Annotated in this window: 15 protein-coding genes; 8 read left to right on the plus strand and 7 right to left on the minus strand. The window is 72.3% G+C overall.

Annotated features, from left to right (window positions below; translation table 11 throughout):
• Positions 1 to 59 precede the first annotated feature (59 nt).
• The gene (locus ACRX5W_RS15975) at positions 60 to 1,226 is read right to left on the minus strand and encodes an alkaline phosphatase PhoX (RefSeq protein ID WP_436788794.1); all 1,167 of its coding nucleotides are present in this window, start codon (positions 1,224 to 1,226) and stop codon (positions 60 to 62) included.
• 136 nt (positions 1,227 to 1,362) lie between these two features.
• A complete protein-coding gene (locus tag ACRX5W_RS15980; protein WP_436788795.1) occupies positions 1,363 to 2,748 on the minus strand; it encodes an AMP-binding protein in 1,386 nt (461 codons plus the stop codon).
• Positions 2,749 to 3,082: 334 nt separating this feature from the next.
• Here ACRX5W_RS15980 and ACRX5W_RS15985 point away from each other — a divergent pair, with 334 nt between their 5' ends.
• Both ACRX5W_RS15985 and ACRX5W_RS15990 read left to right on the plus strand, forming a co-directional pair.
• On the plus strand, positions 3,083 to 3,895 hold the full coding sequence (locus ACRX5W_RS15985; RefSeq protein WP_436788796.1) for a hypothetical protein: 813 nt from the start codon (positions 3,083 to 3,085) through the stop codon (positions 3,893 to 3,895).
• 218 nt (positions 3,896 to 4,113) lie between these two features.
• Complete coding sequence (locus ACRX5W_RS15990; RefSeq protein ID WP_436788797.1) at positions 4,114 to 4,986, plus strand: hypothetical protein; 873 nt, start codon at positions 4,114 to 4,116, stop codon at positions 4,984 to 4,986.
• Positions 4,987 to 5,013: 27 nt separating this feature from the next.
• On the opposite strand, the gene ACRX5W_RS15995 is transcribed toward ACRX5W_RS15990, so the two are convergent.
• A complete protein-coding gene (locus ACRX5W_RS15995) occupies positions 5,014 to 5,835 on the minus strand; it encodes a (2Fe-2S)-binding protein (RefSeq protein ID WP_436788798.1) in 822 nt (273 codons plus the stop codon).
• A 129-nt stretch (positions 5,836 to 5,964) separates the two neighbouring features.
• Between ACRX5W_RS15995 and ACRX5W_RS16000 the strand changes: the two genes are divergently transcribed.
• The 3 genes from ACRX5W_RS16000 to ACRX5W_RS16010 all read left to right on the plus strand — a co-directional run bounded on the left by ACRX5W_RS16000 (position 5,965) and on the right by ACRX5W_RS16010 (position 13,728).
• Positions 5,965 to 8,643 carry a glutamate--cysteine ligase gene (locus tag ACRX5W_RS16000; RefSeq protein ID WP_436788799.1) on the plus strand — a complete coding sequence of 893 codons (2,679 nt, stop codon included), beginning with the start codon at positions 5,965 to 5,967 and terminating at the stop codon, positions 8,641 to 8,643.
• 249 nt (positions 8,644 to 8,892) lie between these two features.
• A complete protein-coding gene (locus ACRX5W_RS16005; protein ID WP_436788800.1) occupies positions 8,893 to 12,273 on the plus strand; it encodes a pyruvate carboxylase in 3,381 nt (1,126 codons plus the stop codon).
• A gap of 411 nt (positions 12,274 to 12,684) precedes the next feature.
• Positions 12,685 to 13,728, plus strand: a complete 1,044-nt coding sequence (locus ACRX5W_RS16010; RefSeq protein ID WP_436788801.1) for an RNA polymerase sigma factor SigF — start codon at positions 12,685 to 12,687, stop codon at positions 13,726 to 13,728.
• A gap of 100 nt (positions 13,729 to 13,828) precedes the next feature.
• Here the strand turns inward: ACRX5W_RS16010 and ACRX5W_RS16015 are convergent, their stop codons facing one another.
• On the minus strand, positions 13,829 to 15,322 hold the full coding sequence (locus tag ACRX5W_RS16015; protein WP_436788802.1) for an MFS transporter: 1,494 nt from the start codon (positions 15,320 to 15,322) through the stop codon (positions 13,829 to 13,831).
• A 202-nt stretch (positions 15,323 to 15,524) separates the two neighbouring features.
• On the opposite strand from ACRX5W_RS16015, the gene ACRX5W_RS16020 reads away from it, so the two are divergent.
• Positions 15,525 to 16,004 carry a MarR family winged helix-turn-helix transcriptional regulator gene (locus ACRX5W_RS16020; protein ID WP_436788919.1) on the plus strand — a complete coding sequence of 160 codons (480 nt, stop codon included), beginning with the start codon at positions 15,525 to 15,527 and terminating at the stop codon, positions 16,002 to 16,004.
• Positions 16,005 to 16,154: 150 nt separating this feature from the next.
• Here ACRX5W_RS16020 and ACRX5W_RS16025 read toward each other — a convergent pair whose 3' ends face one another.
• The gene (locus ACRX5W_RS16025; RefSeq protein ID WP_436788803.1) at positions 16,155 to 16,808 is read right to left on the minus strand and encodes a hypothetical protein; all 654 of its coding nucleotides are present in this window, start codon (positions 16,806 to 16,808) and stop codon (positions 16,155 to 16,157) included.
• Positions 16,809 to 17,042: 234 nt separating this feature from the next.
• Between ACRX5W_RS16025 and ACRX5W_RS16030 the strand changes: the two genes are divergently transcribed.
• Entirely contained in the window at positions 17,043 to 18,464 is a 1,422-nt protein-coding gene (locus tag ACRX5W_RS16030) for a YibE/F family protein (RefSeq protein ID WP_436788804.1), read from the plus strand.
• A gap of 6 nt (positions 18,465 to 18,470) precedes the next feature.
• On the opposite strand, the gene ACRX5W_RS16035 is transcribed toward ACRX5W_RS16030, so the two are convergent.
• Entirely contained in the window at positions 18,471 to 19,259 is a 789-nt protein-coding gene (locus ACRX5W_RS16035; RefSeq protein ID WP_436788805.1) for an SDR family NAD(P)-dependent oxidoreductase, read from the minus strand.
• A gap of 141 nt (positions 19,260 to 19,400) precedes the next feature.
• Between ACRX5W_RS16035 and ACRX5W_RS16040 the strand changes: the two genes are divergently transcribed.
• Positions 19,401 to 20,027 carry a TetR/AcrR family transcriptional regulator gene (locus tag ACRX5W_RS16040; protein ID WP_436788806.1) on the plus strand — a complete coding sequence of 209 codons (627 nt, stop codon included), beginning with the start codon at positions 19,401 to 19,403 and terminating at the stop codon, positions 20,025 to 20,027.
• A gap of 29 nt (positions 20,028 to 20,056) precedes the next feature.
• Here the strand turns inward: ACRX5W_RS16040 and ACRX5W_RS16045 are convergent, their stop codons facing one another.
• Positions 20,057 to 22,534, minus strand: coding sequence for a SpoIIE family protein phosphatase (locus ACRX5W_RS16045; protein WP_436788807.1), 2,478 nt, complete (start codon positions 22,532 to 22,534; stop codon positions 20,057 to 20,059).
• Between the last annotated feature and the right edge of the window lie 79 nt (positions 22,535 to 22,613).

Genomic DNA, 22,613 nt, shown 5'->3' on the forward strand with positions numbered 1-22,613 from the left:
CGCGGCGGTGCCGGTCCGGCCGCGCTTGCGTGCCGCGCGGCCGGACCGGCGCGGCGCGGTCAGGTCCGGAACGGTCCCGTCACGCAGTAGGTGATGCCGCCGGTGGACGACCCGCTCGTGCCGCGTTGCGAGGAGAAGTAGAGCCGGTTCCCGGCGGGTGTGAAGGCCGGGCCGGTGATCTCCGAGGAGCTTTGGCCGTTGATGCGGAGGAACACCGAGATCTTGTCGTCGGGAGTGATCATGCAGATCTCCATGTTGCCGCCGTCCTCGGCCACGTACAGGTCGCCGGCGGAGGAGCCCGTGATGTTGTCGACGCCGGTGAGCGGTGCCGGGCCGGGGTTGACCAGGCCGTCGTCGTAGGCGAGTTCGTACGTGTTGCTGCTCAGGTTGAGCTGCCACACGCGGTTGTCGCCCTTGGTGGTGAACCACACCGCGTCGTTCGCGTAGTGCAGTCCCTCACCGCCGTTGAAGCGCTTGGCTCCGGAGACCTGGTTGCGGGTCGCCGTCGGCGAGCCGTCCGGGTCGGGCACGTTGGCCCAGGTGAAGGAGCCCGAGGTGGCGGTGCCGGCGACGAGCACCTGGAGCTGCCCGGCGGACAGGTTGCCCCACGTGGTCGGCACGAAGCGGTACAGGCAGCCGTCCGACTGGTCCTCGGTCAGGTACACCACCTGCCGGACCGGGTCGGCCGCCGCCGCCTCGTGCTGGAAGCGGCCCATCGCGGGCCGCGCGACGGCGGTGCCGCCGAAGGGGTACGTCTCCCAGACGCGGCCCGTGGACGTCTCCTCACACGACAGCCACGTGTTCCACGGCGTCTTGCCGCCCGCGCAGTTGTTGTTCGTGCCGGACAGGATGCGGGATGCGGCGACGGGAGTGCCGCCGGAGTTGAACCGGATCATCGACGCGCCGCCGCCGGACGAGCTGCTCGCCTCGGAGTTGGAGACGTAGATCCACCCCGTGCCGTCCGCGAAGCACGCGCCGCCGTCGGGCGCGCGGTGCCACGTGTAGGACGTGCCCGGCACGACCTGCCCGGTGCGGGCGACCACCTGGCTGGTGAATCCGGCGGGGAGTTGAATGCCGTTGGCGTCGGCCGCGAGCAGCGAACCGTACGGCCCTGCCGCGTTCTGGGCGGGTGCAGCGAAGGACGCCGCGCCGTGCCACAGGCTTCCGGAGAAGGCCAGGGCACCGGCGCCGACGACTGATCCACGAAGGAAGTTACGGCGTTCCATCGACGAGCTCCTTGTCGGTTGCGCAGGACACTCTCGTTGACGCGTCGTCGAAACCGTAGGGGAGCGCGGGCAAACTCCAGAGGGATGCGGCAGTGAACGCGAGAAGCTCACGAAGTCCCGGTTGGGAGCTTGTTGTTCAGCTTTCGGTCAACTGCTTCTTCTGTACCTTTCCCATGGCATTGCGCGGTAGGTCCTCGCGCAGCAGCACGCGGCGCGGGCGCTTGTGCACCGACAGCGACTCCGCGACGAACGCCGTGAGTTCGGGACCGGTCACACCATCGGCGACGACGAACGCCACGATCTCCTGGCCCAGATCGTCATGCGGCACACCGACGACGGCGGCCTCGCGCACCGCCGGGTGGGCCAGCAGCGCGCCTTCCACCTCGCCCGCGCCGACGCGGTATCCGCCGCTCTTGATCAGGTCGGTCGAGGCGCGGCCGACGATGCGGTGCCGGCCGTCGGCGCCGATCACCGCGACGTCGCCCGTACGGAACCACCCGTCGGCCGTGAAGGATTCGGCCGTCGCGTCGGGCCGGTTGAGGTAGCCGTCGAACAACGTCCGTCCGCGCACCTGGAGTTCACCGACCGTTTCGCCGTCGCGCGGGGCGGGGGTGCCGTCTTCGCCCACAAGCCGCGTCTCGACCCCGTCGACGGGCAGGCCCACCCAGCCCGCGCGCTTGTCGCCGTCGGCGCGCGCACTGACCGTGATCAGCGTCTCCGTCATGCCGTAGCGCTCGACCGGCACGATCCCGGTCAGCCCGGCCAGGCGCTCGAACACCGGAACCGGCAGCGGCGCGCTGCCCGAGACCAGCAGCCGCGCCCCGGCGAGCGCGCGGGCCGACGCGGCGTCCTCGGTGACGCGCGACCACACCGTGGGCACGCCGAAGTACATGCTGCCGCCGGCTTTCGCGTACGCCTCCGGCGTGGGCCGCCGGGTGTGGACGACGCGCGAACCGACCCGCAGCGCGCCCAGCACGCCCAGCACCAGGCCGTGCACGTGAAACAGCGGGAGACCGTGTACGAGCACGTCGTCCGGCGTCCACGCCCACGCGTCGGCGAGCGCGTCGAGGTCGGCGGCCAGCGCGGCGTGCGACAACTGCACGCCCTTCGGCGGCCCGGTCGTGCCGCTCGTGTAGAGGATGAGCCCGACGGAGTCGGGTGCGGGCACCGCCGAGGCGGATGCGGCGGAGCGTCCGGAAGGTGCCGCGAGCGCGGCGGCGATCTCCTCGTCGGCGAGCAGGCGGGCCCCGGAGTCGCCCAGGATGTGGTCGACCTCGCGCGGCCCGGCGTCCGGCGGCACCGGGACGACGGGAACACCGTGCGTGAGACCGGCGAGCACGGTGGCCACGGTGCCGAGGCTCGGCGTCGCGCGGACGGCCACCGCGGACTCCCCGTCGTCGAACCGGGCCGCGACCGCCGCAGCCGCGCCGAACAACTCTTCCCGGCTCGCCGGCGTGCCGTCGACCACCACGGCGTCCCGCCGGTCCGGAAGGCCGACTGATTCAGGCACGAGCGGTGTCACGGCGGGGCCTCCACGGTGCGGCGGTTCGGGCGGGTCAGACACGGAGAATACGTGGTCACCGGCCGCCGGCCGAGGCGCGGGATGGTTCCCGGCAGGTTACGGCCGCAGCCTCGCTCCCGCAGCCTCGGCCCCGCGCACGGGCCGCGCGGCGCCTCGCAGCAGGCCCCGCCTCAGGCACGGAGAACGCCCGGCGAAAGTCACACGCAAGATCGGAAACCGAGGCCCTACGCTATGCGCCTGCCCATCCCGCCCTCCACTTGCGGGATGCCGATCCCACGGGGGAACTCCCATGCTGCGCCGTCCGATACGCGTTGTCTCCGCGACCGTCGCAGGTATGACAATCGCCACAGCACTCACGGCCTGCGGCCAACTCGACTCACGGCGCCACGCGTTCCCCGACTCCGTGTACGACCCGGCCCCCACGCCGGCCGCGACCGGGATCGCCGCCGATTCGGGCCCCGCCGACGCGAGTCCGCGGCCGAGTCAGAGCGGCGCCGTCGACCCGGGCGAGCCGTACGCCGACCTGAGCGCGGCCGAGCTTCTGGACCGGAGCGAGACGGCGTCGCATGCGCTGAGGACCGTGCGCATGGTCGCGGACCTCACCGCGGACGACGGCCGGACGATGCGGATCGACCTCGTCATCGACCTGGAGGAGGAGGCGTACACCGGCACCGTCACCGTGGGGGGCGTCAACGTCGAGGTCCGCCTGCGCGGCGCGGACGCGTGGCTGCGCGGCGGCAAGGCCTATTGGCAGGGCACCGGAGCGCCGGCCGACGTCGCGCGCCGCCTCGCCGACAAATACGTCCACTTCCCGGAAACCCACCAGCGGTACGAGTTCTTCGCCGACCTCCTCAGCGTCGGTGATCCCACGTTCGCGACAGGCGAGTTCAGCCGGCCGCGGCGGCTCCCCGTGCGGGACCACGACGGCGAGACCGTGATACCGGTCGAAGCGCGCTCGGGCGCCGCGGTGATCACGATCCTTTTGTCCGTCGACCGCGGCCTGGTCCCGGTGTCGGTCGCCGATGACGAGGGCACCGGCTTCGAATACAGCGAGCACGACCGCCCGGTGACCGTCGCCCGCCCTCCGGCCGCCCAGGTGGTGTCCGCCGACGAGCTGAGCGGGGACGTGGATCTGCCCGGCGTATGACGGGTTTTCGGTCGCGGCGCCCGCTTCCGCACCCGCACATCCCGCGGCGCCCCCGCGCCGGGTGAAGCCCCCGGCGCGGCGTGCGACGGTGCCGCGTACGGTGAGACGCGCGGATCCCGCCCGTGATCCGCGTCCGGCACCACCAGGGAACCGCTATGGTGCCTCGGCCGTCAAAGTGGCCACACGGGGGGCACGTCTTCACGGAGGGGACGGAACAGGTGCGTCGGATCACCGGCATTGCTGTGGCGGGGCTTGTGCTGACCGGGTCGTTGACCGCCTGCGGAAAGCTCGACGGCCCCGCGGGGTCGATCAAGGAGGCGGCGTCGGAGACGACGCCGTCCGCGAGCACGACGGCCGACCCGGACCCAAGTACCAGTCCGTCGCCGTCGAACACCACACGCAAACCCACGAGCACGAGCACCACCCGGCGCCCCACCTCGGCGTCGCCGACGCGCGGCCCGATCACGGCCGCCGACGTGCCGAAGTTGACGGTGTCGGAACTGCTGGCGCAGGCCCGCACGGCGGCGGAGTCGGTGCGGACGGTGCACGTGCGGGCCACGGTCAAGCTCGACACCGAGAAGCTGCTCATCGACATGTGGGTCGACCGCGAGACCGAGGACTTCTACGGCAGCGTGAACTTCCCGACGTACGCGTCGCACATGGTCCGCATCGGCGAGAGCGTGTGGACGCGCCTGGACGAGCGGTACTGGCTCAGCGGCGAAGCCGGCCGCCAGTACACCCCACAGCAAGCACAGCTGCTGGCGACGAAGTACGTCCGGCAGACCACCGCCGACCCCGACACCGCTGATCTTGTCGAGGGCATCATCGACGTCGCGGACCCGTCGTACGTCCTGTCCGGGCTCAGCGACCGGTCGACCAAACTGCCGGTGCAGACCTTCGAGGGCTGGCAGGTCATCCCGGTGCGGGCGGCGAACGGTGACACCGGCTACCTCAACGCGGGCCTGCCCGTTTACCCGATCCGGCTGGTGACCGGCGGCCCGGAGCCGGAGGCGGACAACTACGACAAGTTCAACGAACCGGTGACCGTCGAGGAGCCGCCTGCCGGCGATGTCGTCAACGCCGACGCGTAGTTCGGCCGCCGCGACCGGCACGGCGGCTCACCGTCCGCCGAACCTCCGCGCGAACCGCGCCAGATCCGCCTCCCGCTCCTCCGGCCGCCTTCCCGGGCAACTCGTGCACATGGCCTGCCCGGGGGCCCGGTAAATGAGGCAGCAGGACGCTCGGCGCACGAACCGCGTGCCCGCGACGTCCACATAGCGCGGCAACGGCAGCTTCTCGCCCAGGTGTTCCGCCGCAGCGGCGACCAACTCCCCGGCCAGCGCGGTCGCGTGGGGCGTCTCCGCGACCGTCGTTCCGGCGCGCAGCAGTACGCCGGCGACCGAGTCCACCGCGACCGCCCACGCCGCGCGCGGTCGTACCGGGGCCACCTCGGCGAGCGCCGAGATGTACGACGCCAGCGCGACTCCCAGCAGCGAACCGACCTCTGACACGTCGTCACTGATCGCCGCCGCGGACCGCGCCCCCGACGGCAGCCCGTCGGGGCGCATGTGCATCGTGGTCGCCTCCGGGCGCGGGTCGACGGCGTGGCGGGTGACGACGTACGTGACGAGCGCGGGAGTGACCAGCACCGTGCTCGCCGAGTACCACCACAGGACGGCCGCCACGCGCTCGTCGGCGGTGCGGTAGCGGCGCCCGGACTCGGTGACGCGGTCGGCCAGCCAGACCGGATCCAGGACGGCCGTCGCCGGCACCGGCCGCTCGCCCGGCGGCAGCACGAGCTGCGCCCGGTACTCCGGACACCAGTCGGTCACCGCCGTCTGTGCCTTCTCGGCAGCCGCGGCGGAACTCGCCCCGGAACTCGCCCCGGAACCCGCCCTGCGGCCTGCCGCGGCATCCGCGGCCGCATTCGTACCGGTCATCGCCCCGACACCCCGTCCACCCCGTCCACCCCGAGCTCCATCACAAACCCACACAATTCACTGACGAACCGTCACAACGCTGATCAACTATGACACGCGCCTGTAACAGGCGGCCCGTACGCTGCCGCCATGGGCAGCGGCAGTGCTGGTGCGACACGCGCGGTCACCGTCGGCGTCGAGGAGGAGTTCCACCTCGTCGGGCTCGACACCCGGCACCTCGTGCCGGGTGCCCGCGACGTGCTGGACAGACTGCCGGGCAGCGGATTCACCACCGAATTACAGCAGTCGGTCGTGGAGACGAACAGCGCCCCGCACACCGGCCTGGCCGGGCTGCGCGACGACCTGATCCGCTCCCGCCGCGCGCTCGCCGACGCCGCCGAGCGCTCCGGGCTCGCCGTCGCCGCCGCCGGGACGGTGCCACTCGCAAGCGTCGAGGAGATCTCGGTCACCCCCGACGCCCGCTACCTGCACATGGTCGACGCGTACCAGCGCGTCGCCCACGAACAACTCATCTGCGGCGCCCAGGTCCACGTCGGCGTCGACGACCGCGAACTGGCCGTGCGCGCGCTTCCGTGGCTCGCGCCGTGGCTGCCGGTCCTCCTCGCGATGTCGGCCAGCTCGCCGTACTGGCTCGGCGGCGACACCGGCTACGCGAGCTGGCGCACCAGCGTGTGGCAGCGCTGGCCCACCACCGGCCCGATCGGCAGCTTCGCCTCGGCCGCGGAGTACGACGCCATGGTGGACGGCCTGCTGCGCTCCGGAGTCATCAGCGACCCGGGCATGCTCTACTACGACGTCCGCCCCGCACGGCGCCTCCCGACCCTCGAACTGCGCATCACCGACGCGTGCCCGCACGTCGACGACGTCCTGCTCATCGCGGGCCTGTTCCGCGCCCTGGTCGTACGCGCCTGCGCCCACGCGACCCGGGGCGACCGCCCGCCGGACCGGCGCGACGAATGGCTCCGCGCCGCGACCTGGCGCGCGGCGCGGTCCGGGCTGGAAGGCGAACTCGTCGACCCGGCAAGCCTGGACGCCGCCCCCGCCGCCGACGTCGTCCACCATCTCCTCGACACGCTCCGCCCCCACCTCGAAGACCTCGGCGACTGGGACCAGGTCTCCGGAGCCGCCACCGCCCTTCTCGCCCAAGGCAGTTCCGCGGCCCGCCAGCGCGCCGCCGTCGCCCGCGGCGGGGCCCTCGCCGACGCGGTCGACCTCGTCGTCGCCGAGACCCGGACCCGACCGGTCGGACCGCTCGGCGGCACCATCCCCGCCCAGCGCGTCCCCGGCCTCTTCGAGGGCTACACCGCGCCCGCCGACGAAGCCGTGGCCCCCGACGGCCGGGTCCGCCCCGACTACGTCGGAACCGTCGCCGCCCTCACCCGCCTCGGCGCCGCCCGACTGCGCGTCCGCGCCCGCGCCCGCGACGAGACCCAGCGCCTGCAAGGCACCCTCTACCGCCCCGAAGGCGCCGACGAGCCAAGGCTGTTCCCCTACGACCTGCTTCCGCGCATCGTCCCCGGCGAGGACTGGGCCCGACTGCGCGGCGGCCTCGCGCAGCGCGTCGCCGCGCTGGAGGCGTTCCTGCACGACGTGCACGGCGAACGCCTCGTGATCCGCGACCGCATCGTGCCGCCGTGGGTCGTCGAAGACGCGCCCGGCCTGCGCGACACCGGCGCGCGCCTGCCCGCCGACACCGTGCGCACCACACTCGCCGCGATCGACCTGGTCCGCGACGGGACCGGCGACTGGAGGGTTCTGGAGGACAACCTCCGCGCCCCGTCCGGCATCGCCTACGCCCTCGCCGCACGCCGCCTCGCCGCCGCCGCGCTGCCCGAGATGCACCCCGGCGACCGCGTCCTGACACCCGATCAGGTCCCCTCGCTGCTCAAGAGCGCGCTCGTGGCCGCCGCCCCGCGCCGCTCCGAACGCGACCCCGTCGTCGCCTTGCTGAGCGAGGGCCCGGACAGCCCCGCCTGGTACGAGCACACCACGCTCGCCAAGGAGATGGCCGTCCCCGTCGTCACCCCGTCCGACCTGCGCCTGGTCGACGACCGCGTGGTGGTGATGGGCGGTCGCTACGGCGCGTACCCCGTCGACGTCCTGTACCGCCGCATCGACGAGGACCGCCTGAACGCCGCGACCGGCGCCGACGGCCGCCCGCTCGGTCCGCCCCTGCTGCACGCGGTCCGGTCCGGCACCGTCGCGATCGCCAACGCACTCGGCAACGGCGTCGCCGACGACAAGGTCCTGTACGCCTTCGTCCCGAGCCTGATCGAGTACTACCTCGGCGAACGCCCCCTGCTGCCCTCGGTCCGCACCTACCTGTGCGGCGACCCGGAGGACTGCGCGTACGTCCTCGACCACCTCGGCGAGCTCGTCGTGAAACCCGTCGACGGCCACGGCGGCGGGGGGGGGGGGGGTGGGCGCAGCAGGCGTGGAGAGCGACGCCACCNGTACGTCCTCGACCACCTCGGCGAGCTCGTCGTGAAACCCGTCGACGGCCACGGCGGCGCCGGCGTCGTGATCGGCCCCGACGCCGGCGACGCCGAACTCAAGCAGGCCCGCATCGAGATCGCCACCGCGCCGCGCCGCTGGGTCGCCCAGGAGACCGTGGCGCTGTCCACGCACCCCACCTTCACCGGCGAACGCTTCGAGCCCCGTGCCGTCGACCTGCGCGCCTTCGTCTGCCATTCGGCAGGCGGCCCAACGGTGCTGCCCGTCGCGCTGACCCGGTCCGCGCCGAGCGGCAGCCTGCTCGTCGACGCGCTGCGCGGCGGCGGCGCCAAGGACACCTGGATCATGCGGTGACGCCCCAACACGCGGGAATTGCCCGGCAATACGCTGGCCCGCCACACCGTGTCCCGTTGAGATCAACCTCACAGACCGGTTTCGGTACTGTGAAAGAACAACGTTCCGGCTGGTCAGCGAAGTTGGGTGGGAAACACGCGCGGTGCCCGGCATATGGGACCGAGCTGCGGGGGACCACTACGCGTGTCCTATGGTTCGGGGCAATCCGACCGGAAACCCCGGACGGCAGGGCAAGGAGGGCAGGTAGCTGTGATCCGCAAGTTGCTGGTGGCCAACCGCGGCGAGATCGCTGTACGGGCGCTGCGTGCCGCAACCGAGCTGGACATCACCACGGTGGCCGTCTACGCATACGAGGACCGCCACTCGCTCCACCGCCAAAAAGCCGACGAGAGCTACGAGATCGGCGAACGCGGCCACCCGCTGCGCGCCTACCTCGACGTCGACACCATCGTGAACGCCGCCCTCGCATGCGGCGCCGACGCGATCTACCCGGGCTACGGATTCCTCTCCGAGAACCCCCTTCTCGCCGAGGCGTGCGAAGCCAACGGCATCACCTTCGTCGGCCCGAACGCCGCCGTGCTCTCACTGGCCGGCAACAAGGTGCGCGCCCTGGAGGCCGCCAAGAGCGCGGGCCTGCCCACGCTTCGCACCGCCGACCCGCAAGACGACATCGACGCGCTGCTGGCCGCCGCCGACGAAATCGGCTTCCCGATCTTCGTGAAGGCCGCGGCGGGCGGCGGCGGCCGCGGACTGCGGCGCGTCGACCGGCGCGAGGACCTGCGCGCCTCGATCGAGACCGCGATGCGCGAGGCGCAGACTGCGTTCGGCGACCCGACCGTGTTCCTCGAAGAAGCCGTCGTCCGACCCCGGCACATCGAAGTGCAGGTCCTCGCCGACGCGTCCGGCAGTGTCGTGCACCTCTTCGAACGCGACTGCTCCGTGCAGCGCCGCCACCAGAAGGTCGTCGAGATCGCCCCGGCGCCCCACCTGGACCCCGAACTGCGCGCCCGCATCTGCGCCGACGCCGTGCGCTTCGCCGAGACGATCGGCTACCGCAACGCCGGCACCGTGGAGTTCCTGCTCGACGAACGCGGCCGGTACGTCTTCATCGAGATGAACCCGCGCATCCAGGTCGAGCACACCGTCACCGAGGAAGTCACCGGCGTCGACCTCGTGCAGGCGCAACTGCGCATCGCCTCGGGCGCGACGTTCGCCGACCTCGGCCTCGCGCAGGAGAACATCCGCGTCCAAGGCGCCGCGCTCCAGTGCCGCATCACCACCGAGGACCCCGCGCACGAGTTCCGCCCCGACACCGGCACGGTCTCCGCGTACCGCTCGCCGGGCGGCGCCGGCGTACGCCTCGACGGCGGCACGTTCACCGGCGCCGAAGTGCTGCCCTACTTCGACTCGATGCTGGTCAAACTGACGTGTCGCGGACGCACGTTCGCGGACGCGGTCGCCCGCGCCCGGCGCGCCGTCGCGGAGTTTCGCATCCGCGGCGTCGCCACCAACATCCCGTTCCTCCAAGCGGTGCTCGACGACCCGGAGTTCCGCGACGGCAAGGTCACCACGTCCTTCATCGACGACCGGCCGGACCTCGTGCGCGCCCGCGCCGGCGCCGACCGCGGCACGCGCCTGCTGGCCTACCTCGCCGACGTCACCGTCAACCGCCCGCACGGCCCCGCACCCGCGCTCGCGCTGCCGCGCACCAAACTCCCCGAACTGCCGGGCAATTCCCGGAACGTCCCGCCCGGCAGCCGGCAGAAGCTCCTCGAACTCGGCGCCAAGGGATTCGCGGAGGCCCTGCGCGCACAGACCGCACTCGCGGTCACCGACACGACCTTCCGCGACGCACACCAGTCGCTGCTGGCGACCCGCGTCCGCACCTACGACCTCGTCGCGGCGGCTCCGCACATCGCGCGGCTCACCCCGCAGTTGCTCAGCGTCGAGGCATGGGGCGGCGCGACGTACGACGTGGCGCTGCGCTTCCTGACCGAGGACCCCTGGGAACGCCTCGCGACGCTGCGCGACGCGATGCCCAACCTCGGCATCCAGATGCTGCTGCGCGGCCGCAACACCGTCGGGTACACCCCGTACCCGGACAAAGTGTGCGTGAAGTTCGTCGAAGAGGCTGCGCGCACCGGCATCGACATCTTCCGCATCTTCGACGCACTCAACGACATCGACGCGATGCGCCCCGCCATCGAGGCGACACTCGGCACGCACGCCATCGCCGAGGGCACGCTCTGCTACACCGGCGACCTGTCGAACCCCGGCGAGACGCTCTACACGCTCGACTACTACCTCCGGCTCGCCGAACAACTGGTCGAGGCGGGTGTGCACATTCTGTGCATCAAGGACATGGCCGGCCTGCTGCGCGCCCCCGCCGCACGCACACTCGTGAGTGCGCTGCGCGAGCGCTTCGACCTGCCCGTCCACCTGCACACGCACGACACCGCGGGCGGCCAGCTCGCCACCTACCTCGCGGCCATCGAGGCCGGCGTCGACGCCATCGACGGCGCCTCCGCGGCACTGGCCGGCACGACGAGCCAGCCGCCGCTGTCGGCGATCGTCGCGGCCACCGACCACACCGACCGCTCGACCGGGCTGTCGCTGGACGCGCTGTGCGACCTGGAGCCGTACTGGGCGGCCGTGCGCGAGGTGTACGCGCCGTTCGAGTCGGGCCTGCCCGCACCGACCGGGCGCGTGTACCGGCACGAGATCCCGGGCGGGCAGTTGTCGAACCTGCGGCAGCAGGCCATCGCCCTCGGCCTCGGGCACAAGTTCGAGGAGATCGAGGACGCGTACACCGCCGCCAACCGGATCCTCGGCAACATCGTCAAGGTCACCCCGTCGTCCAAGGTCGTCGGCGACCTGGCCCTGCACCTGAGCGCGGTCGGCGCCGACCCGGCGAAGTTCGAGGACGACCCCGCGTCGTTCGACATCCCCGACAGCGTCATCGCGTTCCTGCAAGGCGAACTCGGCACGCCCCCCGGCGGCTGGCCCGAGCCGTTCCGCACCCGCGCGCTCGCCGGACGCAGCACGACGGTCCCGCGCACGGTCGAGCTGACCGAGGAGCAGGACGCGGCACTCGACGGCGCCGACGTACGCGGCACCCTCAACCGCCTGCTGTTCCCCGGCCCGGCCCGCGACTACGAGGAGGCCCGCCGGCTGTACGGCGACGTCTCGGTCGTCCCGACCCGGGCGTTCCTGCACGGCCTCAAGCCGGGCGAGGAGCTGACCGTCGAGTTGTCCCCCGGCGTCGCGCTCTACCTCGCTGTCGAGGCGATCGGCGAAGCCGACGAACGCGGCTACCGGACCGTCTACTGCCGCATGAACGGCCAACCGCGCGTCCTGTCGGTCCGCGACCGCTCGGTCAAGCCGGCCCGCCCGGAAAGCGAGCGCGCCGACGCGGACAACCCCAAGCACGTCGCCGCGCCCTTCAGCGGCGTCGTCACCCTCCAGGTCGGCGTCGGCGACACGGTCGAGGCGGGTCAGGCGGTCGCGACGATCGAGGCCATGAAGATGGAGGCGTCGATCACCACACCGACCGGCGGCACCGTCGAACGCCTCGCGATCGACAAGGTGGCCTCCGTGGAGGCAGGCGACCTGCTGGTGGTCGTCGGCTGAGACCGTCCGGCCCGTGACCGACGGGCACAAACGAGAGGGAGGGCGGCCACCGAACCACGGCCGCCCTCCCTCAACGCACCGAGACCGCGATCAAGGCGCCCCACACCCCAGGCGAGCCGTCGCACGCCGTCTCCCGCCGCCGCTTCGGCATCGGCCGCGCGGGCCCGTGATCGTCTTCGCATCGGCAGCTCGGCGCGGGCGCCTCGCTTTGATCGAATTGGGCCAAAAGGACGGCTTCTCGTGAGTATTTCCGACTCCACCCGCGCGCGTTTACGCCCGTAGAAGGAGGGTTTGTGGTGTTTTGGGGTCTTCCGTAACCCTTCGGGCCGCTTGCCCTTACTTATCCGTCGGCACAGACTCGGTGTCCGCTCGGGGTTTCGGTGTCTGTCCGTTCCGGTTTTGGAGACCTGCATGGCTGTGCGCCTCGACGAGTACGACGCCGCCGTCACCCGGGGCGCACGTTCCCCAGGCCCGGCGACCGAGCCCGAGAGCGTACCCGCCGCCGACGATCTCACCGACCTGCCAGCCGAACCCGCCGACGACATCGACGCCGACAACCCCGCCGACACCCCGGCCGACCCGGCCGACGAAGCCGACGTCCTCACCGATGAGGCCGCCGAGGCGCCCGCGGCGGCGACCATCGACATCGACGAACTCCTCGCGTACCCCCAACTGCTTCACCACCTCCCCACCCCGCTGGCCCGCGAGGTCGGCGACGGCCTCCTCGCCCGCCTCGCCGGCCTCGAACCGGGAACCTCCGAGCACAGCTACGTGCGCGGCCTGCTGGTCGAGCTCAACCTCCCGATGGTCCGCCACGCGGCCGGTCGCTACCGGCGCCGCGGCGAACCGGTGGAGGACATCGTCCAGGTCGGCACGATCGGCCTCATCAAAGCCATCGACCGGTACGAGGCCGACCGCGGCAGCAGCTTCATGGCGTACGCGATGCCGACCATCATCGGTGAGATCAAACGTTTCTTCCGTGACACGTCGTGGTCGGTGCGCGTGCCGCGCCGGCTGCGCGAGCTGCGTACCGAACTGCTGCGGGCCACCGACGAGTTGACCGCCTCACTCGGCCGCACGCCGACCCCCCGCGAACTCGCCGAACGCATCGGCATCACCGAGGAAGAGGTCGTCGAAGGCCTCGACGCGTGCACCGTCTACACCGCGACCTCGCTCGACGAGACCGCGTACGGCGACGCCGACGGGCAGGAGACCGTCGGCGACCGCCTCGGCGCGGAGGACCACGAGCTCGACCTGGTCGAATACCGCGAGGCGCTGCGCCCGCTCCTCGCCGAACTGCCCGGACGCGAGCGCGCGATCCTCGTCATGCGCTTCTACGGCAACCTCACCCAGGCGCAGATCGGCGAGCGGGTCGGCATCAGCCAGATGCACGTCTCCCGGCTGCTCGCGCGCACGCTCGCGTCGTTGCGGGAGCGCCTGATGGTGCCGAGCTGACACAGGCGTCGACGCGGGAACACGCCGCCGACGCAGACCGATACCGAGGGGCGAAGCATGCCGGCGGATGGCGTGTTCCGCCCCTCGGTGCGTCTTCCGTTCAGGCTCCGGCCGGGCTCGGCTCCGACTTGGGCGCGTCAACCGCGCCGGTGACGCCGGAGGCCGGCGCCCGGCGGCGGCCCGGGATCATGAGGGAGACGAGGGCGGCGGCCGTCGCCGCGGCGCAGCCGATCCACAGACCGGCCTTGAGGCCGTTGAGCGAGGGGATCGAGGAGCCGCCGAACGACGTCGTCATGCTGGCGAGGATCATGCTGGTCACGGCCGCCGAGGTCGAGGTGCCGATGGACCGCATCAGGGTGTTGAGGCCGGTCGCGGCGCCCGTCTGACGGGTCGGGACGGCCTGCATGATCAGGGCGGGCATCGCCGCGTACGCGAGGGCGGTGCCGGCCGCGGAGACCGACGCGGCGATGACGATCTTCCACACCGCGTCGAGCATGAACACCGTCAGCACGTACCCCACCGCGGTCACGGCCGCGCCCAGGAACAGCGACACCTTGGGGCCGCGGGCCGCCGACAGCTTCGCCGACAGCGGCGAGACCACCATCATCACCAGGCCCCCGGGGGCCATCACCAGGCCGGCGACCACCATCGACCTGCCGAGTCCGTAGCCGGTCTCCTCGGGCAGCATCAGGACCTGCGGCAGGACGAGCGCCTGCGCGTACATCGAGAAGCCCACGACCACGGACGCCAGGTTCGTGAACAGCACCTGCGGGCGGGCGCTCACGCGGAGGTCGACGAGCGGATGCGTGGTGCGCAGCTCGCAGAGGCCCCACAGCGGAAGTATCACCGCGGCGGCGGCGAACAGGCCGAGTGTGAGGCCGCTGCCCCAGCCCCAGTCGTCACCTTTCGAGATCGCCAGCAGCAGGGCCAGCAGGCCCGCGGACAGACCGATCGTCCCGACGACGTCGAAGCGGGCGGGCGCGCGCATCGGCGATTCGGGGACGAGCAGGAGGATGAGGAGGATGTCGAGCGCGCCGAGTGCCGCCGTGCCCCAGAACAGGACGTGCCAGTCGGCGTGCTGCGCGACCAGGGCGGCGACCGGCAGGCCGATTGCGCCGCCGATGCCGAGGGTCGCGCTCATCAGCGCGACGGACGGACCGAGCCGGGCCGGCGGCAGCGCGTCGCGCATCAGGCTCATGCCGAGCGCGATGACGCCGAACGACGCGCCTTGCAGGACGCGTCCGATCAGCATCGGCAGCAGCGAATTGCTGAGTGCGCAGATCACCGCGCCCAGCGTCAGTACGGCGAGGCACAGGACGAGGATGCGGCGCTTGCCGTACATGTCGCCGAGTCGGCCCATCACCGGCGTGCTGACCGCGCCGGCCAGCAGGGTCGAGGTGACGACCCATGACGCGTTGGACGCAGAGGTGCCGAGCAGGCGTGGGAGCTCGGGGAGCAGGGGGACGAGGAGCGTCTGCATCAGCGCGACGACGATGCCGCAGAAGGCGAGTACGGGGACGATCAGTCCGGCGCGGTCGGCGCCGTGGCCCTCCTCGCGGTCCCGCTTCGCGGCGACGCGTGGTGCAGTGGGCATGTCCCCTCCGAGTCCCCTCCGAAGCCGCGCTGATGTCGAGCCGACGTCATGGCGTGATGACCGGGGCAGCCGGTCATTATATGCACATTACACACACTGTGTATCGTGCATACTCGCGGGGTGCGTCACAAGGCTGGAAAATGGGGGACGCAGCCGGATCTGTGGGTGTTCGGCGGCGGGCTGACTCAGGGAGGACGTCGTGGTGGACCACGTGCTGGCCCGGATCGAGCGAGAATGCATGCTCCTGGCACGGCATCAGGTGATGGCCAACCGCAATGCGGACGGGCAGACGCTGGAGCGGTCGGCGTACCTGCTCATCAGTCGCCTGGAAGTGGAGGGCCCGATGTCGATCGGGCAGCTCGCCGACGCCTTCCAGCTCGACACCTCGACCGTCAACCGCCAGGTCGCAGCCCTGCTCCGCGCCGGACTCGCGGAACGCATCGCCGACCCGGACGGCGGTCTCGCCCGCAAACTGCGGGCCACCGAGGAAGGCCGCCGCCGCCTCGCCGTGGACCGCGACCGACATCGGCACGGCCTCAACGGAGTCCTCGCGGATTGGGACGACGAGGAACGGCGCGTGCTGCTGGACGTGCTGACGCGCTTCAACCACTCGATCGAGGCGCGCATGGGCAATGCCTGGCCCCGGCCGGACCTGACGGCGGGCGTGGGGACGGGCGACTGAGCATCGGCGTAGCCGCCGAGACCGACGGGGTGCCGAAAGGGCAGTGCAGGGCCGACTTTCGGAACCCGAGGGGTGCGGCCATCGCTGCCACACCGCACTCGGAGGCCGACCCGTGATCACCCGCGTCGACAACTTTGCAGGTCAATACGCCTAGCGGTCGGGGTTCGGGGGAGGGTCGGTCTTGTCGCCCGGGGCGTCGGGGGTTTCGCTTTCCGGTGTCCTGGGGGTTGTGTTCGGGGTGGGCGCATCCGGTTCGCCCTTTGTGTCTTGCGCGTTGGTGTTCTCGGCTTTGTCCGTCTTGCTTGCCTCGTCGTGATCCGCTGCCGTGGCCGCCTCGTCGGGTTTGGTCGGCTTGCGGTCGGCGGGTGCTTCCTCGGTGTCGGGCGAGGTGCTGTCGGGCGGGGCGCCGGCGGACGTGGTGCCGGGGGGTGTGACCGCGGGTGGGGGCTCGGCTTCGGCGGTGGTCGGTCGTACGGCTGCCGCCGGCTCCGGATCGTCGTCCCACTCCTCGTCGTCCCAGTCGTCCTCCCACTCGTCTTCCTCGGCAGCCGCACGCTCCGCGCGGACCGCGCGGAAACGGGCCGCGCCGACGACGGCCGCTCCGCCGACGAGCATCGCCACGCCCGCGGTGAGGATCGCCGGCTCCTTGCCGGAGGCTCCGGTGTCCGCGAGTACCGGTGCGGGTTCGTCGTTCAACGCCGGGATCGCCCAGACCGCCACCGGCACGGCGGCGGTGAGCGCGCCGGCGGCGATGGCGACCGCGGCGGCGCGCCGAATCGTCCTGGACGAGGACTTCTGCTGCATGCGGGAGCTCTTCTGTCGGGGACTGCGGGGGACTGAGCTGGGACTGTTCGAGGAAGCGGCAAGGTCAAAGTGCCCGCGACCTTCCTAGCAGCACCGGCGCGTCGGCGGGAGCCCGGCCCGAAGACCCGGGCGCACGGCGGCGGTTCGCGCGGGGTGGACGGGGCCGGGCGGGCGGACTTGCCGGGCGCGCGGTCCGTACGAGAAGGTGACCGCTCCGGACCGGAGGCCGACGCGATGCCCGACCAACAGGCGCGGATACCCGCGCCGGCTCACCCCCACGACCCCTCGCCGGACGCCGCGCACGGGCATTCCCAAGGGCACTCCCAAGGGCACGGCCACGGCCACGCGCACGGGCCGGCCGTGCCGGCTTCGGCGCGGGTCCGGCGGTTGCTGGCACTGATCCTGGTGCCGTTCGCGGTGGCGGTCGCGGTCGGCATGGTCGTGTTGTGGCCGAGCGACCACGATCCCGAGGTGGCGCCCAACCACGCCAACGTCCATGTCGCGTACGGCGAAGTCGTCGAGACGGCGGCGGTCTCGTGCGACCCGGCGGTGTCGGGGACGGACGGCTCCGGGCCCGACGGCTCGGCGGCCGGGGGCCTCGGGGCGCCCGGCGCGGAAGCCGGTCCGGCCGCGGGCACCGACCGCGACTGCATATCCGTGGCCGTCGACGTCACCGAAGGCCCCGGCCGGGGCACGACAATCCGCCAGCTCATCAACGAGGGCGCCGGGTTGGCCGGGCTCAAGGTCGGTGACGAAGTCGTCCTCGACTTCGCGGCCGACGCGCCGCCCGAGGCGCAGTGGACCATCGTCGACTACCAGCGCGACAAGCCGATGCTGTGGCTCGCCGCGATCTTCGCGGTCGCCGTCGTCGTTGTGGGCCGACTGCGCGGGCTCATGGCGCTCGTGGGTCTCGCGGTGAGCTTCGCGGTGCTGGTGGGGTTCGTCCTTCCGGCGATTCTGGAGGGCAGCTCGCCGCTGCCGGTGGCGGTGGTCGGGGCGTCGGCGATCATGCTGGTGACGCTGTACCTGTGCCACGGCTTCAGCGCCCGCACATCCATCGCGGTGCTCGGCACCCTGGTGAGTCTCGCGCTGATCGGCGTGCTCGGAGAACTGTTCCTCGACCTGACCAGGCTGACCGGCATGGCCTCCGAAGAGGCCTCGATGGTCCAGGCGCTGCACTCCGAGGTGGACGTACGCGGGCTTCTGCTCGCCGGCATCGTCATCGGATCACTGGGCGTACTCGACGATGTGACGGTCACTCAGACGTCGGCGGTGTGGGAGCTCAAGCACGCCAACCCCGCGCTGCGGGCCCGCGACCTGTATCGCGCGGGCGTGCGCATCGGCCGCGACCACATCGCGTCGACCGTCAACACGCTGGTGTTGGCGTACGCGGGTGCCGCGCTGCCGCTGCTGCTGCTCTTCTCGGCGTCCCAACAGCCGTTCGGGAGCGTGGTGACGACCGAGATCGTCGCGGAGGAGGTCGTGCGGACCCTGGTCGGCAGCATCGGCCTGGTCGCCTCGGTCCCGGTGACGACGGCACTGGCCGCGGCGGTCGCGGCGCGCGAGCGCACCCCGAAGGCCGGCGAACACCAGGGCGGACGCCGCGCCGCGCCGAAGCGCGGCGGGCGTCGGCGTCGGCAGGCGGCGTCCGTCTGAGAGGCGTTACGCGTTGGCGCCCGCGTCGACGAGGATTCCCGTGCCGGTGATGTTGCGGCCGCCGGGGCCGGCGAGGAAGGCCACGGTTGCGGCGATGTCGTCCGCGTCCAGGAAGCGGCCCAGCGCGGTGCGTTCGCGCTGCGCTTCGGCGTGTGGGGACGCGGCCGGGTTCATGTCGGTGTCGGTCGAGCCCGGGTGCACGACCGTCGCGGTGATGCCGCGCGGGCCCAGTTCGCGGGCCAGGCCGCGCGTGAGGCCGTCGAGGGCGGCCTTGCTCATCGAGTACAGCGCGATTCCGGGGTGCGGGACCCGCCCGGCGAGGTTGCTGCCGATGCTGATGATGCGTCCGCCGTCCGGCAGGTGCCGGCTCGCGGCCTGAGCGGCGAGGAACGCCGCGCGGACGTGGATCGCGAGGGTGCGGTCGATCTCCTCGACGGTCACGTCTTCGATCGGGCCGCTGCCGAAGATCCCGGCGTTGTTGACCAGGATGTCGAGGCGTCCCAGGGCTGCCGCCGCGTCGTCGACCGCGCCGAGGATGGCGTCCGCGTCGGCGGAGTCCGCGCGCAGCGCGACGGCCCGCCGCCCGGCGGCCTCGATGTCGGCCACGACGGCGTCGGCCTTCTCCTTGCCCGCGGCGCTGACGTACGTGAACGCCACGTCGGCGCCGTCGTGCGCGAGCCTGCGGGCGATCGCCGCCCCGATGCCGCGGCTGCCGCCGGTGACCAGTGCGGCCTTGCCGGCCAGGCCGGCGAGACCGCCGTCGGTCGTTTGCCGTATGCCGCTCATGTCGCTCATATCGCTCCCTGGAAGTGTCGCCGTCGTCGCGGTGCGGACGCTGGAAAGTAATTCTGTGCCGATCGGCATAGAAACGTTCCACGGCTGCCACGGCAGGTCAAGGCCTATATTTGAACGATCGACACAGAAAGGTGGGTGGGCATGGCAGGCCCCGGCCGCCCGCGGGCCTTCGACCGCGACGAGGCGCTCGCGCGCGCGATGCGTGTTTTCTGGGAGCGCGGTTACGAGGCGACCTCGATGACCGATCTCACCTCGGCGATGGGGATCAGCTCGCCGAGCCTGTACGCGGCGTACGGCTCGAAGGAGGAGCTGTTCCGCGAAGCCGTCGCGTTGTACGGCGAGTCGGAAGGCGCACCGATCGCCCGCGCCCTCGCCGAGGTGCCGACCGTGCGGGAGGCGGTCGACGCCGCGCTCCGGGCGAGCGCACGGTCCGGTACTCAACAGGACGCACCGAGCGGGTGCATGATCGTGCTCGCCGCGACGAACTGTTCGGCCGCGAACGCCCCCGTACGCGACTTCCTCGCCGAGCGGCGCCGCACCAACGCCGACGACCTCGCCGCCCGCCTGGCCCGAGGGGTCGAGGACGGCGAACTGTCCGCCGACACCGACGTGCGCGCGGTCGCGGCCTTCTACACCGCGGTGATCCAGGGCATGGCCGTCCAGGCACGTGACGGTGCGTCGCGCGCGGATCTGGAGGGTCTGGTGGACCGCGCGATGGCGGCGTGGGAAGCGGTCGTCGGCTGCCGGACGAAGGCCGACGCCGACTGACGGAGCGCGCCGTGCGGCTGACGGACGGGTCAGACCACGCGGAACCCGACGATGCAGGTGTCGTCGTCGGTGTCCGCCGCACTGTGGGTGAGCAGCCGGTCGAGGTACAGGTCGAGGGACTGGGCGGTGCCCCGCGCGTTGGCGAGGAGTTGGGCGAGGGAGTCCTGCACGGTGCGGTCCCGGCGTTCGATGAGGCCGTCGGTGAACATCAGCACGGTGTCCCCGGTCCGGAGCTGGACCTCGTCCTCGACGTAGGCGGCGTCGGCCAGCGCGCCGAGGAGGATGCCGTCGATGAACGGCAGCGCCTTCGCGTCGTGTTCGCGGACCTGGACCGGGGGGAGGTGTCCTGCGCGTGCCCAGCGCAGCACCCGCCGCCGGGGGTCGTAGAGGCCGCAGACCACGGTCGCGGTGACCTGCCCGGCGAGGCTGTGGGTGACGATGTTCAGCCAGGTCAGCAGTTGCGCGGGTCCGGCCCCGGTGACCGCGAGGCCGCGCAGGGCGTTGCGGAGGACGACCATGCTGGTGGCGGCGCCGATGCCGTGACCCGCGACGTCGCCGACGCTGATCAGGATTTGTTTGTCGGGCAGGACGACGGCGTCGTACCAGTCGCCGCCCACCGCGGACTCGGACTCGGCGGGCCGGTAGCGCACCGCGAGTTCGAGAGCGGGGGTGTCGAGCGGGGCCGTCTCCGGCGGCATGATGGCGTGCTGGAGTTGCAGCGTGAGGCGGTTGCGCGCGGCGGCCTGCTGCTCGGTGTGGGCGAGCTGGTCGCGGGTCGCGGCCAGGGCGACCTCGGTCCAGTGCTGGGCGGAGATGTCCTGCAAGGCACCGCGTATGGCATGCAGGCGTCCGTCGGGGCCGAGCACGGGTTCGGCGACGACGCGGATGTGCCGGGTGACGCCGTCGGGGCGCTGGAGCCGGAACGCGGCCGAGCCCGGGCGCCAGTGGTGCATGACCCCGCGCAGGAAGCGCCGCAGTGACGCCGCGTCGTCGGGATGGGCACGTCCGGGGAGTTCTTCGAGCCGGATGGGGGAAGCCGTCGGGGTGAGGCCGTGCAGGTCGAACATCTGGGAGTTCCAGGTGATTTCGCCGGTGGCGAGGTTCTCCTCGAAGCCGCCGAGCCGGCCCAGCCGCTGGGCGTGCTGGAGCAGGCCGGCCAGGCGTACGACTTCGTCTTCGAGGCGCCAGACAAGCAGCACGGCCCCGCCGAGCCGGCTCACCCCGATGTCGGCGACGGCGGTGAGCCGGACTTCGTCGACCAATGCGGTCAGGGGCATTCCGTCGCGCTGGAACTGCTCGCCGGTCGCGTACACGCGTTCGATGTGCCCGAACAACGCGCCGTCGCCGGCCGCCAGCGGGTACGCCTCCAGGAACAGCGCCCCTTCCAGCGCGCGGGAGGTGCGTCCGGCGGGGTCGGCGAAGTTGCGGTTGGCGTGGTGGATGCGGAAGTCGTCGAGGTTCCCGTCGGGCCCCACGTGCGGCACCAGGACCAGCGCCGAGTCGCGGAGCCCGTCGGCGAAGCGCGCGAGTTCCGCGAGGGCCGGCACAGGGCCGTCCCGGAGGTCGCCGTGCGGCACGGTGGCTTCGAGGGTGTGCGCGCACAGTTCCGCCAGCGCCTCGAACTGCCGGTGGATTCTCGGCGGTTGGGAGGCCTTGGGGTGGGGCCAGCAGATTTCGAGTACGCCGTGGATTCGCCCTCCGGTGCCGGCGAGGACGGCCGCCCGGCCGCCGGGGTGTTCGTGGAGGCCGACCGAGGGGATGCCCGCCTCGGCGAGGGAGCGAAGCCATACGCTCGCGCGTCGGCCGAGGGCGCTGCGGGCCACAGTGGCGACACCGGGCGGGACGTACCGCCACCGGACGGCCTCGTCGGGAGAGAAACCGGCATGGCCGCACAGGGTCAGCGAGCCGTCGGCGTCCGCGGCCCACACCGCGACGGCGGTGGCTCCCAGCGGCGCGAGTGCGTGCTGGAGCAGCGATTGGGCGACCGCCTGCGTGTCGTTCGCGGCCAGGGCACCGCTCTCGGCGATGCGCAGCCGGACGGCGAGCGGCGGGTCGGGTTTCGAGGCGTCGGTCGAGCCGCTGGTGCGGGCGACGAAGTCGCGGGCGACCTCGGCGATGCGGTCCTGGGCGGCCTGGTCGACGATGTCGGCGGCGAGTTCGAGTTGCGAGACCCCGGCCCGGTCGGCGAGTTCGGACAACTGCCGGGCGGCGTGCACCGGGCCGCATCCCAGCCGCTCGATCAGGACGCCTTTGGCCATCTCGACGAGCGCGCGCCCCTCGGCCGCGGCGTGGGCGGCGCGTACCTCGCCCGCGAGCCGGTCCACGGTGGCGGCCAGGCGGCCGAGCGACGAGGCGGCGGGCTCGGGTGCGACGGGCTCGGGTGCGGCGGACTCCGGCGAGATGGGCTCGGGTGCGGCGGGCTCGGGTGCGGCGGGCTCCGGTGCCACGGGCGGGCCGTCGGCTGCGCCGAGCAGGCCGTCGGCCGGGGGCTGCTTTCCGGTGCTCACGGTGCTCCGGCTCCTTGAGGGGGTTTTCATGGCACCCATCTCTGTCGGGCGGCGGGCCGCGGATTGCGCGGTCGGCCGC

The organism is Yinghuangia sp. YIM S10712 (genome assembly GCF_051388935.1).
In the GTDB taxonomy this organism is placed as follows: domain Bacteria; phylum Actinomycetota; class Actinomycetes; order Streptomycetales; family Streptomycetaceae; genus Yinghuangia.

Bases quoted from the DNA above. Each gene is read 5' to 3' on its own strand.
- ACRX5W_RS15975 (WP_436788794.1), bottom strand. From the start codon at position 1,226: ATGGAACGCCGTAACTTCCTTCGTGGATCAGTCGTCGGCGCCGGTGCC.
- ACRX5W_RS15985 (WP_436788796.1), top strand. From the start codon at position 3,083: ATGACAATCGCCACAGCACTCACGGCCTGCGGCCAACTCGACTCACGG.
- ACRX5W_RS15995 (WP_436788798.1), bottom strand. From the start codon at position 5,835: ATGACCGGTACGAATGCGGCCGCGGATGCCGCGGCAGGCCGCAGGGCG.
- ACRX5W_RS16010 (WP_436788801.1), top strand. From the start codon at position 12,685: ATGGCTGTGCGCCTCGACGAGTACGACGCCGCCGTCACCCGGGGCGCA.
- ACRX5W_RS16015 (WP_436788802.1), bottom strand. From the start codon at position 15,322: ATGCCCACTGCACCACGCGTCGCCGCGAAGCGGGACCGCGAGGAGGGC.
- ACRX5W_RS16025 (WP_436788803.1), bottom strand. From the start codon at position 16,808: ATGCAGCAGAAGTCCTCGTCCAGGACGATTCGGCGCGCCGCCGCGGTC.
- ACRX5W_RS16030 (WP_436788804.1), top strand. From the start codon at position 17,043: ATGCCCGACCAACAGGCGCGGATACCCGCGCCGGCTCACCCCCACGAC.
- ACRX5W_RS16035 (WP_436788805.1), bottom strand. From the start codon at position 19,259: ATGAGCGACATGAGCGGCATACGGCAAACGACCGACGGCGGTCTCGCC.
- ACRX5W_RS16040 (WP_436788806.1), top strand. From the start codon at position 19,401: ATGGCAGGCCCCGGCCGCCCGCGGGCCTTCGACCGCGACGAGGCGCTC.